This is a genomic window from Acinetobacter sp. ANC5681 (assembly GCF_023488045.1).
Classification (GTDB): Bacteria; Pseudomonadota; Gammaproteobacteria; order Pseudomonadales; family Moraxellaceae; genus Acinetobacter.
In genome coordinates, this window is record NZ_JAMFKZ010000008.1 from 50,293 (window position 1) to 63,052 (window position 12,760).

Annotated in this window: 11 protein-coding genes; 1 reads left to right on the top strand and 10 read right to left on the bottom strand. The window is 37.6% G+C overall.

The genetic code is table 11. The features are described 5' to 3' along the window. Positions 1-14: 14 nt before the first annotated feature. Together gorA and M5121_RS06895 are read right to left on the bottom strand one after the other, a co-directional pair. Complete coding sequence (gene gorA, locus M5121_RS06890) at positions 15-1,367, bottom strand: glutathione-disulfide reductase (protein ID WP_249570721.1); 1,353 nt, start codon at positions 1,365-1,367, stop codon at positions 15-17. 157 nt (positions 1,368-1,524) lie between these two features. Further along, the gene (locus M5121_RS06895) at positions 1,525-2,769 is read right to left on the bottom strand and encodes an alkane 1-monooxygenase (RefSeq protein ID WP_249570722.1); all 1,245 of its coding nucleotides are present in this window, start codon (positions 2,767-2,769) and stop codon (positions 1,525-1,527) included. 188 nt (positions 2,770-2,957) lie between these two features. Between M5121_RS06895 and M5121_RS06900 the strand changes: the two genes are divergently transcribed. Further along, entirely contained in the window at positions 2,958-3,890 is a 933-nt protein-coding gene (locus M5121_RS06900; protein WP_283772269.1) for an AraC family transcriptional regulator, read from the top strand. A gap of 44 nt (positions 3,891-3,934) precedes the next feature. On the opposite strand, the gene lpxA is transcribed toward M5121_RS06900, so the two are convergent. From lpxA to M5121_RS06940, 8 genes are read right to left on the bottom strand one after another with little or no spacing between them, the layout of a single operon-like run. Continuing rightward, positions 3,935-4,723: an acyl-ACP--UDP-N-acetylglucosamine O-acyltransferase gene (gene lpxA / locus M5121_RS06905; RefSeq protein WP_046739600.1), complete on the bottom strand. Its 789-nt coding sequence runs from the start codon at positions 4,721-4,723 to the stop codon at positions 3,935-3,937. Then, positions 4,720-5,205, bottom strand: coding sequence for a 3-hydroxyacyl-ACP dehydratase FabZ (gene fabZ / locus M5121_RS06910; protein WP_249570724.1), 486 nt, complete (start codon positions 5,203-5,205; stop codon positions 4,720-4,722). Before fabZ ends, lpxA begins: the two co-directional genes overlap by 4 nt. A gap of 6 nt (positions 5,206-5,211) precedes the next feature. Continuing rightward, positions 5,212-6,282: a UDP-3-O-(3-hydroxymyristoyl)glucosamine N-acyltransferase gene (gene lpxD, locus M5121_RS06915; RefSeq protein ID WP_249570725.1), complete on the bottom strand. Its 1,071-nt coding sequence runs from the start codon at positions 6,280-6,282 to the stop codon at positions 5,212-5,214. Positions 6,283-6,285: 3 nt separating this feature from the next. Further along, positions 6,286-6,786, bottom strand: coding sequence for an OmpH family outer membrane protein (locus tag M5121_RS06920; protein ID WP_005160299.1), 501 nt, complete (start codon positions 6,784-6,786; stop codon positions 6,286-6,288). A gap of 40 nt (positions 6,787-6,826) precedes the next feature. After that, the gene (bamA, locus tag M5121_RS06925; protein WP_249570726.1) at positions 6,827-9,340 is read right to left on the bottom strand and encodes an outer membrane protein assembly factor BamA; all 2,514 of its coding nucleotides are present in this window, start codon (positions 9,338-9,340) and stop codon (positions 6,827-6,829) included. 35 nt (positions 9,341-9,375) lie between these two features. Beyond that, complete coding sequence (gene rseP, locus M5121_RS06930; RefSeq protein WP_249570727.1) at positions 9,376-10,731, bottom strand: RIP metalloprotease RseP; 1,356 nt, start codon at positions 10,729-10,731, stop codon at positions 9,376-9,378. A 5-nt stretch (positions 10,732-10,736) separates the two neighbouring features. Then, positions 10,737-11,933, bottom strand: coding sequence for a 1-deoxy-D-xylulose-5-phosphate reductoisomerase (gene ispC, locus M5121_RS06935; RefSeq protein ID WP_249570728.1), 1,197 nt, complete (start codon positions 11,931-11,933; stop codon positions 10,737-10,739). Continuing rightward, positions 11,934-12,758, bottom strand: a complete 825-nt coding sequence (locus tag M5121_RS06940) for a phosphatidate cytidylyltransferase (protein ID WP_249570729.1) — start codon at positions 12,756-12,758, stop codon at positions 11,934-11,936. Positions 12,759-12,760 lie beyond the last annotated feature (2 nt).

Consider the following 12,760-nt stretch of genomic DNA (forward strand, 5'->3'; position numbering starts at 1 on the left):
AAAAATCGAATCACTTAACGCATCGTCACAAACTCTTCCGCAGAAGTTGGATGAATGGCAACGGTATTATCAAAATCTTTTTTAGTCGCTCCCATTTTTAAAGCAACCGCAAAACCTTGCAGAATCTCATCCATGCCAAAACCGATACCGTGAATACCGACAATTTTTTCATTTTCACCCACACAGACTAGCTTCATTTTGGTCGGCTGACGATGTTGCGTAATGGCGCTATACATCGCAGTAAATGATGAATTATAAATTTTCACAGCTTGCTGACCATATTTATCAATCGCTTCTTGCTCAGTGATCCCTACTGTTCCAATCGGTGGATGACTAAACACAACCGTTGGAATATTATCGTAATCTAAATGCTCATCTGGCTTATGATTGAATAATCGCTCAGACAATTTACGACCTGCTGCAACTGCGACAGGTGTCAGCTCCATTTTCCCTGTGATATCACCCACTGCATAAATTCCTGTTTGGGATGTATTCTGGAATTGGTCCACCTGAATATAGCCTCGTTCATCAAGCTGAACATGGGCTTTCTCCAGATTCAAGCTCGCCGTATTTGGCTCACGGCCTGTTGCCCAAATCAAGCAATCGACAGTATAAGTTTCGCCACTTTCTAAATGTAATACGACAGAGCCATCGGCATTCTTGGTGATTTTTTTAGGAACAGCTTGTGTATGTATAGTAATTCCATCCGTTTGCATCACTTCAACCAGCGTTTCACTGATGAACTGTTCAAAACGGCGTACAGGCAAGTCCTTACGGATAAACAGCCCAACCTGAGAACCTAAAGCATTCAATACGCCAGCCAATTCAACTGCAATATAACCCGAACCAATCACGGCAGTAGTTTTAGGTAAAGCCGTTAGTTCAAAGAAACCATTCGAATCAATGCCATATTCAACACCATCAATATCAGGCAATGATGGCTTTGCCCCTGTTGCAATAAGGATATGATCTGCTGTGAATTTTTCACCGTTGACTTCGATAGTATTTTTATCAATAAAATGAGCTGCACCATGGATTAAATCAACTTTATTTTTGCTTAGGCTATTTTGATAAGATAGATGAATTCGTTCTATATAAGCCTGTCTATTTTTAATTAAGGTTTGCCAATCGAAAGATTCTAGTTTGCTATTAAAGCCATAATCAGGGCCATACTTTTGGATGGTTTCTGCAACATGCGCCGCATACCACATGACTTTCTTAGGTACACAGCCAACATTGACACAGGTTCCACCAATCTCAGCCTTTTCAATCAAGGCGCATTTCTTTCCATACATCGCAGCGCGATTTACAGATGCAATCCCGCCACTTCCACCACCAATGGCAATATAATCATAATGTCTTGTCATCATTGCCTCATAAATCAATTACAAGATTATTTTTAAGTTATAAATAGATATACAGCAATAATATTCAAAATCTGTACTTGGTTAAGCTTTTTATACAAGAAACTAAAAAGGCACTGACGATTACTCATCAGTGCCCTGCTTTGGGAAAGCTTTTGTATTATTCAGTTGTTACAGCTTCAACTGGTGCTTGTTGTAAAGATTGATCCACGACACCAAATTTCTTAAAGATTTTTGCTCGGCGTTTTGGATAGATATTGGCCTTATTCAGGTCACCCTTGTAATGATCAAATACACGCTTATCCATCATTTTTGACCATAGTGGTGGAATTAATGCAGGCAACAGCATACTTGCATAACCACTAGGTAATTCTGGTGCTTCATCAAAATGGCGCAGTGCTTGGAATGGACGTGTTGGATAAGCATGATGGTCAGAGTGGCGCTGTAATTGATACAAGAATAAGTTAGTCACAATATTGTTATTGTTCCAGCTATGCTCTGGCATCGTACGTTCATATTTACCATTCTTATCTTTCTGGCGTTTCAAACCATAGTGTTCAATATAGTTAATAATCTCGAACAGACCAATCCCATAGAATGCCTGAATGGCTAAATAAGGAATGACACCTTTACCGAATAATCCGATCATTGAACCATGAAAAGCAGCACTCATTCCCCAGCCTTGCAATAATTCATTTTCAGTTGACCAGAATTCTTTACCTTTACGTTTTAAACGATTAGTTTCAATTTCAATAGCAGATTTGAAAGAACCAATGACTGTACGTGGCCAAAACTCATAGAATGTTTCACCCATTTGTGAAGATGCCGGATCTTCAGGTGTTGCAGCACGTTTATGGTGTCCATACGGATGTTCTACACGGAAATGGTTATATCCTGTAGGTACAAGAGCAAGATGAGAAAGAATATGATCTATACGATCATGTTTATGGCTAAGCTCATGTGCAGTATTGATTGCGATACCATTGATCGCACCCATTGAAATACCCAATAGGATTTTATCGATAAATGAAGTTTCTTTACGGCTAGATAAATAACATGCGTAAAAATTAGCTGCATATTGTAATGGAAGAAAGCTTTTCACTAAGCGTGAATAATACGGATCTTTTTCAAGTAGTTTAATATCTTCATCAGTTGGGTTATTTGCGTCTTTACCAATAAGAGTATCAATTGTTGGGATCACAATATGTAGAACGATTGGACCACCCAGCGCAAAAATCTTTTTGAATGGACGAGGTGCAAATTGATAACCTGCTAAAATGCCAATTCCAATTGCAGGTAAAGCTGGGCTAATTGCCCATAAATAACGTTTACGATCCAATTCAGTTTTCGATTTTGAAATGCTTACTGGCATAAGTTCTTGCTCAACATTTACTGGTGCATTCATCATCTTATCCATGTCTTTGTATATATGTATATTTTGATGAATTATGAATTTCATGACAGTTGCAAGCGTCCAAAAAACCTATGTCAAAGTCTTTGGCATCATCACCCCTGTTTTTGTCCTATAAACACATATTGTGTTCTTGCGGTAGCTCTCTATAATTTACAATCAATACATAATTTAAAAATCATATGGATGCTTTAAGTAAAATATTTGCTGATATACATTTAAATCACACCGAATATATCTACTTGAAAACTCAGGGAGAATGGAGTTTTATCTGTCAGGATCAAACTGCCCTGATTGTTTATATTGTTTTAGTCGGTTCTATCTATATTCAAATTGATGCACAAAACAACTTAGTTGCTCATGCTGGTGAAATTGTCCTAATTCCTTCTGGAACAGCACATACGGGTGCAGATAACTCCATCACAAAGCTTGTGAATGCAGTCGATATTTCAAAATTGTTTGATGGACATAAAGATGATGCTGTTGAATTCGGTACAGATTCGTCAGAGAAAAATCTTATTTTAAGTGTTCGTTGTCAGATTGACACCATCATGGCACGCCCTTTTATTCAAGCGTTACCCTCAATCATTCATATTCAACATGGAGAAAATACAGCACCTGAATGGTTACAAATTGGTTTGCACTTTTTAGCATTAGAGACACAAAATATTCAGGCTGGCAGAGATATTATTATTGATCATCTTGTAAATATTTTATTGATCAAATGTATCAGAGATCATATTCAACAGATCTCAAATCAACATGGATGGCTAAGCGCTTTAAATCATCCTGAGCTCAGCAATAGCCTTGCTGCAATTCATAACCATCCTGAAGATGCATGGACAGTTGAAACCCTTGCAGAACAATGCTGCATGTCGCGTTCAAAATTTGCAAGTTTATTTCATGAGGTGATCGGAGAATCTCCCTTGGCTTATCTACAACAACATCGTATGCGCTTAGCAAGCCAATATTTACGTAAAAGTAATTACTCCATTCATCTGATTGCAAATAAAGTGGGCTATTCTTCTGAAACAGCCTTTAGCCAAGCATTCAAACGAACTTTTGAAGTATCACCAAAGCAGTATCGACAGCAATTCATCGAAGCAGAAAATTAGAATATAAAAAAGACACCGAGGTGTCTTTTTTATTTCTGTAAATTTTAACGGACAATACCGCGTGTAGACTTTTCGAGTGAATCAATAAACAATTGTGCTTCAGGCGTCTTTGTCAGTATGTCGCTACGAATCTGCTCAATCGCTTGCTCAGTGGTTAAACCAGCCTTATAAATCAGCTTATATGCTTCTCTTAAACCCTGAATCGTGTCTCGAGTCCAACCTTTGCGTCGCATGCCTTCAATATTCATACCATATGCATGTGCAGGATTACCAGATGCCATCACGTAAGCAGGAACGTCCTTAAGAATTAAAGCTGCTCCACCAATCATGCTATATGAATCAATACGACAGAACTGATGAATACCCGCATTACCGCCTACAATAACATGATTGCCGACATGGACATGACCTGCAACGCCTACATTATTGGCAAAAATATTGTGATCACCAATTACACAGTCATGCGCAATATGGGTATTCACCATGAATAAGTTATGACTGCCAATTTTTGTTATTGCGTTATCCTGAACCGTACCTCTATGCAAAGTACAATGTTCACGAATAAAGTTATTATCCCCAATCTCTAGCCATGTCTCTTCACCTTGATACTTTAAATCTTGGCAAATTTCACCGACACTCGAAAACTGAAAAATATCATTATTTTTTCCAATTTTCGTAAAACCGCCAATTACCACATGTGAACGTAATTTAGTCCCAGCATCAATCGTTACATTTGGACCAACAATACAATACGGTCCAATTTGTACATCAGATGCAATTTCTGCAGATGGGTCAATAATTGCGGTTGGGTGAATTAGGTTTTGACTACTCATGTCTGCTCAATTTTTTGGTGGGAAATCATGATCTCGGCTGTTGCAGCGACAATACCGTCGACACTAGCCTTGCAATTGTACTTGTAAATGCCACGTTTTTGCATCACAAGTTCAGATTTTAAGATAAGCTGGTCACCAGCAACAACTTGTTTCTTAAATCTTACTTTTTCTGCGCCAGCAAATAAGAACAATGATCCTTCTTTTGGCTTTTGATTTGTCAATACAAAGCCTAATATTCCTGAGACCTGGGCAAGCGCTTCAATAATCAACACACCCGGCATAATCGGGTATGTCGGGAAATGACCTTGCAAAAACTCTTCATTAATAGAGACATTTTTATAGCCGACAATACTATTCTCAGTTATTTCTGTAACTCTATCAACAAGTAAAAAAGGATAACGATGCGGTAAATATTCACGAATCGTAAGAATATCCATGGGTAATTTAGGCATTGTAAATGCTGGAGATGTAGACTCAGTCATAATAAATTATTTACGTAACTTAAAGGTTGATTCAAGGGACTCTAATTGAGCTTGCATATGATCAAGCCTTTTAGTGATTTGGGTCAATGGCACATCTGCTAATTGTCTTAAGCGAACAATTGTCTTTTTCCAATGACTATTTTCAAATAATCCCATTCCAGAAGAATACGTTCCAGGCTCAGAAATATTTTTTGTGACCATTGACATTGCGGTAAGAGTGACGTTATCGGTAATTTCAAGATGGCCAACAACGCCTGATGCCCCACCCATAATACAGTTTTTGCCAATTTTCGCACTTCCTGCGATTCCACAATTTGCTGCAATCGCAGTGTTCTCTCCAATTTTAACATTGTGGGCAATTTGCACAAGGTTATCAATAATGACGCCATCTGCTAAAATTGTGTCATCTAATGCGCCACGATCAATACTACAATTTGAACCAATACGGACATCATTACCGATTCTTACCGAACCGAGTTGAGCAATACGGTGCCATTTTCCTTGATAAGGTGCAAAACCAAAACCTTCTGATCCAATCACCGTATTCGCATGAATACGAACCCGATCTTTTAACTTTGCACCGCCAGTAATCGTGACATGCGCATCAATGAAACAGTCGTTACCAATTTCAACATCATCATCAATAAAAGCATGTGCTTGGATAATTGTATTATGTCCAATAACACAATGCTCACCAATGACAGCATAGTGTCCTATATAAGCATTATCAGCCACAATCGCAGAAGGATGAATTTGAGCAGTACTTTCGATACCTCTTTGAGAAACTTTCTTCTCAAATAAATGTGTAAGAATTGCAAAAGCGAGATAAGGATTTTCTACAACGATAAAATTTTGCTTCGATGATAATTGTTGTTTTAATGCAGTTGTCACAATATAAACACCTGCTTCGCTTGCTTCAGCTTGTGCTAAATATTTTTCACCATTTACAAAACAAATGTGATGATTTTGTGCCTGTTCCAAACTAGACAAATTAGAAATTTTAAAATCTTTATCACCAAAAAGCTCACCTTTTACAAGATGAGCTATTTCTTCTAAACGATAAATACGTCTATTCATTGATTATTTCAGTGCGTTAACCTTTTGGATCATTTTATCAGTTAAATCATACTGAGCGTCAGAGGCAATTGTTGAATTTTTATTCAAAATAAGATCTAAATTATTTTCTTTTCTTAATTGCTCAGCGACTTGCTTCACTTTTCCTTCAAATGCAGTGTTCATTGACTGTAATGTAGACTGTACTTTAGTCTGTAAACCCTGTTGAGTTGTATTGAACTCATTTAACTTAGCTTGATACAGCGCAGTCATTTTTTGAATATCTGCTTGATTCATCTTAGGACCATCAGTTTGCGCTTTTTGCTGCATAGTTTCCAATTCTTTGCCTAATTGTTCTAATCGTGTCGATGTTGGTTTAACTGATTGGCCAAGAGCAGCATTTTGTTGTTTAAGATACGTGCTACTTTCAACTACGCGAGCTAGATCAACAACACCTATACCAGCAGCATTCGTCATAGCAGAAACCGTTAAACCTAAGCCTAACATCAACATCGTTAATTTTTTCATTATTTCGTCCTTTTATATTTTAAGAGCTTAAGGGCCGTACTTAGAAAGTACGACCAATTTCGAATTGAATAGATTTGGTATTATCACCACTCTTATCATTAAGTGGATAAGCATAACTTAATGATAATGGACCAATCATCGTAATCCATGTGAAACCAGCGCCAACGCTATAACGCATATTGCCAAAATCGAACTTGTAGTTATCATTACAATATTGTTTGATATCAACCGTACTAGAACCTACTAATATATTACCTTTTGGTATATTACATTGCGTATCAAATACCTGAGCACCCTCGGCAAAAAGTACAGGTCGAACTTGACGTGTCCAATCTCCTTTGAATGGTAAAGGTAGTGCCAATTCTGTTCCAAATTGAACTAAAGCATTCCCCCCAACTTCTTCTGGACTCGGGTCATTTTTACCAGTTGCTTGGAAAATTACACTTGGGTATTTAGGACCTAATGAACTGTTATCATAGCCACGGACTGATCCATAACCACCCGCATAGAAATTTTTATAGAATGGTAGGTCATTACCATAACCTAATTTACCATAACCTCTAAGCACAAAACCCATAGGTAATGATTTGAATGCCTGAGCATCATAAGTCATTTTTTGATAGTCAACATCACTACCTGGAAGGCCTACTTCTAGACCAACACGGTGCGACATACCTGACGTCGGAAAAAGTGGTCTGTTCAAGGTGTTATAAGACCAACCTAAATTCAAAGTATAAGTTAGGAAACTACCCTCGAAAGCACTATTATAAGTAATCTCACCACCTGGTTTACATTTACCTGTATAGTTACCATCTAAATCTTTATCTAATTGGTCTTCAGGACAATAAGTGTTCTGTGCAGTTGCTTTACCACCATTTGCCAACAAATAATCACGAATGTATGTAGATACACTTGGACCTGTTCTTACTTTAGTTTCATCGATACCTAAAGACGCACTAATACTCTGATTTTCATCAATTGGGTATCCAAAACTTAAACTACCACCGACACTATCAGTAACATAGTTATTAACGTTATAGTTCTCACTTAACTTCGTTTTTCGATAATAAACGTTATAACCACGACTCACGCCATCAATAGTAAAATATGGGTCCGTCACACTTAAGTTATAATAGTCTTGTGTTTCAGAACGAGATAAATCAATCGCAACACGGTTTCCAGTACCCATAAAGTTGGTTTGGCTTAAACCTGCTTGGAAAGTAATACCACCATTTTGAGAATAACCAACCGCAAGTGTCGTTGTACCAGAGTGTTGCTCTTCGACATTAATATTTAAATCAACTTGGTCTGGTGAATTAGGTACACGAACAGGTTTTACATCAACAGTTTTAAAGAAACCTGTACGTTCCAGACGCACTTTGGACAAGTCAATTTTTTCATTGCTTGCTAAAGCACCTTCCATTTGGCGCATTTCACGACGTAATACTTCATCAGCTGTTTTACTATTTCCAGTAAAGTTAATACGACGAACAGTGACTTGCTGACCAGGGTTAATATAATAATTTAGATTCACAATCCCTGTTTGATTATTAATTTCAGGTACAACATTCACTTCTGCATAGTAATAACCTGCATTACCATATTTGCGAAGTAGCAATTGCTTAACGGCATTTACTTTTTCTTGTGAATAAGTTTCACCATCTTTATATAATTTTAGTGCTTTTAATTCTTCAGGTTTATAGAGTGCATCGCCTAAGAATTTGGTTTCACCAAACTTAAATTGACTACCTTCATCAACTGAAACCTCAATAAAGATATGCTTTTTATCTTCGCTAATATTGAGTTGTGAATTGATAATATTAAAGTTGATATAACCTTTATTCAGATATAGAGCTCGTAACGCTTCTAAGCTTGCTGCCATTTTCTCACGTGCATAGCGATCATTACGTGTAACAATAGAAGCCCAACCGCTTTCTTTAACTGCAAAAGCTTGTTTAATATCACTATCACTAAATACAGTATTACCAATGATATTAATATCAAATACTTTTGCAGCAGTACCTTCATTAAAATTAAGCTTGAGCTCAACACGGTTATTTGGTCTAGCAACAGTATCAATTGTTACATCTGCATCATAACGACCTTGCTGAGTATATTGTTGTTCAAGCTCAGTCTCAATAATCTGTAATGCAGATTTCTTGAACACTTCGCCTTCAGCAATACCCATCTTTTTTAAGCCCTGTTCTAAGGCTTCTTTAGGGATAAGTTTATTGCCTTTGAATTCCAATTTTGAAATGATTGGACGCTCTACAACTTTAAACACTAATACGTCTTTTTCTTTATAAGCTTTAATATCATCAAATAAACCTGAAGCATATAAACTACGTATCGCCTCAGCAATCATTGGATCACTTACTCTATCGCCACTATTTATTGGTAACATAGAATAGATACTTGCAGGTGTTAAACGCACGAGGCCATCAATTCGTATATCTTGTGCAAGAAACTCATCTGCTGCGTATGCTTGTTGTACCACTGCCATCGCACTAACCAGTGCCAAAGGCATTAATAAATGTGTGTGACGCATGCCCATATATTTTCCAGTAAGTTAAATTCCGTTTGCGTTTTTTATAAACGCATGAAGTCGTTAAATAAAGCCAAAAGCATCATGCTACCGAGCAGTACCATACCAACTTTTAGACCAAACATCTGTATTTGTTCAGAAACAGGTTTACCACGTATTGCTTCAATAAAGTAATAAACTAAATGACCGCCATCAAGCATCGGTATTGGTAATAAATTTAAAATTCCTAAACTAACACTCATCAATGCCATAAAAGAAATAAAGGTTTGCCACCCCATTTCAGCACTCTGTCCTGCAACTTTAGCAATCGTAATAGGACCTGATAAGTTATCCAATCCAATTAGTCCACGTACCATTTTAGTAATCGAACTAAAAATCATACCTGACAATTGTGTTGTTTTTTCAACAGCAACCCCGAAAGCTTCTACAGGTGAATACTGAATGGTTTGTTTATAGTCATTCGGAATTGTGATTTTACCTGCATCACTTTTCACTCCGAGAACACCACTCATATTACCCATATTGTCACGTTGGCCTTGAGGCATCACTTGTAAATGAACCAGTTTGCCTTGACGTAGCACATCAATATTTAAGAGTTTTTCAGGTGAATTTTTTACAACATCAACGACATCAAACCAATCTTTCATTGCAACGTTATTAATCGCAACAATTTTGTCTCCGACTTTCATACCTTGACGTATTGCAGCACCATCAGTACTCAGTTCTTTTACGATCGCTGGAATCACAGGACGATAAGGTAAAAACCCTAACTCATCCAAAGGCGATTGGCTCTGATCTTTTAGAAAATCTTTAATCGGCAAACTAAACTGTTTTTCAGTTCCAGTACGCTCAACGACAATTGAAACCTGACCTGTCTCTCCAACACGATTAACTAAAGCGTAGTTTAGTTTTTCCCATGTCGGTGTCGTTTGACCATCAACCATGACTACTTTATCGCCAACATGTAAATTGACTTGAGCAGCAGGTGTATTTGGTACAATCTTACCAATACGTGTATTTAATTGTTCCTGAGCTGGTAAAAACAAAATCCAAAACAATAAAACAGCAAAAATAAGATTAATCAGCGGTCCAGCAGCAACAATTGCAATACGTTTCCAAGGTGACTGACGATTAAACGCATAATGTAGATCTTGCTCAGCAACATTACCTTCACGCTCATCCAACATTTTGACATAACCACCAAGTGGCAATGCAGAAAGCTGGTATTGTATACCTGATTTTTTCGATTGCCATTTAAGCAAAGTGGGTCCAAAGCCAATAGAATAGACTAAAACTTTAACACCTAATTTACGTGCGACCCAATAATGACCAAACTCATGAATCGCGATCAGTGGGCCTAATAATAAAATCGCCGCAACAATCATAAATAGTGCGCTCATACGATTTAACCCCCTATACCCACGATGTACTTCTCTGCATTACCTCTTGCGATCATATCAGTCTGCAAAATGATGTCTATGCTTTCTGCTTTAGCATTTTGTACAGCTTGTAAAGTATGCTCGACCACTTGCGTAATTTCAGTGAATCGAATCTGCCGATTTAAAAATGCAGCGACCGCGATTTCATTGGCAGCATTCAAAATTGTAGGAGCCAACCCACCCTCACGCATGGCTTGACGAGCTAAATTTAAAGCTGGAAACTTAATATTATCAGGTGCCTGAAAATTTAATTGAGCTGTTTCAAACAGATTTAAAGCAGGAACATCCGTCTTTAATCGTTGCGGCCATGCCAATGCGTGCGCAATTGGCGTACACATGTCTGGGTTACCCATTTGTGCCAAAGTTGATCCATCCACATATTGCACCATGGAATGAATAATACTCTGTGGATGAACAACAACTGTAACAAAATGTTCTGATATTGAAAACAAATGACACGCTTCGATCAATTCCAAACCTTTATTCATTAAAGTCGCTGAATCTACCGAAATTTTTTGCCCCATCGACCAATTTGGATGCTTACAAGCCTGTTGAGGCGTTACATCATGTAATTGTTCTAAAGAATGATTAAGAAATGGACCACCAGAAGCTGTTAATAAAACCTGAGACACTCCAAGTTGTGGCTCACCTGTTCTCTCAATCTGTAAATAATTGTGTGGTAATGACTGAAAGATCGCATTATGCTCTGAATCGACAGGAAGTAATAAAGCATTATGATCACGTGCTGCCTGCATCATGATGTCACCTGACATCACTAAGGCTTCCTTGTTTGCAAGTAACACTCGTTTTCCCGCTTTGACTGCGGCAAGTGTTGGTAATAAACCAGCAGCACCCACAATTGCTGCCATGACAATATCAACATCGTTATGTTCAGCGATTGTAATCAAGCCAGATTGATCAGTGAGTATCTCTATATTTATTAAATTTTCTTGATTAAAAAGTTGTTTTAACTCAAGTGCTTTTTCATTAGGAACAACAACAACTTTTGGACGATGTTGCTTACATATTTTTAAAAGTTCATCTAAACGACTATATGCAGAGACTGCAAACACATTGTATTGGTCTGGATGCTGCTCCAATACTTTTAATGTACTTTGACCAATTGAACCAGTGACACCCAATATACATACAGCTTGCGTCATTTAAAGATCTACACCAATGAGTTTCAAAATATACATACCTGCAGCAAAAATTGGTGCTGCCGCAAGCAAAGAATCAATTCGGTCAAGTACACCACCATGTCCAGGCAAAACGCGACCAGAATCTTTGATTCCAGCACGGCGTTTAATCATTGACTCAAACAAGTCACCTAGAACAGATGCAAAGACTGTGATGATTGATAGAACTAAAAATAGAATAAGTTGAATAGCAGTTAAATTTAAATATGAATATTGTACAACCAACATAATAATTACTGTCGTCGCAACACCACCATATAACCCTTCAACTGATTTATTTGGGCTAACTGTTGGAGCAAGTTTTTTCTTACCAAACTTACGACCGACAAAATATGCACCACTATCCGCGCCCCAAACAAGAAGGAACAAATACATTAACCACCATGGCGAACTATGCCAAACTGAATATAATGCAGTGACCGCAGCAGAAATTAGGATAAAACCTATGGCATACAAAGATACATTGTACCAGTTATCAGATTCAGGGAAGTTTTTGACCCAGTAAATACTACCTAGCCAAGTTAAAATAGATGCAGCCCACAGTAATAAAGCAACATCATCAAAAAACAACGCAAGAGTTGAAACTGCTGCTACGCATCCACCATAAATCCAAGCTTTAGGCTTTGAAACCACTGCTTCACCATGAGGCATAAGTTTAAACCACTCATATCCAGCTACCCCCGCAGCTAAGATCATAAGAATAAACATTGGATAATGTGATTGCGTTGCAAACATGCAACTTAAAACAACAGCAACTAATACCAATGCGGTTATAATCCGCTCTAACATTA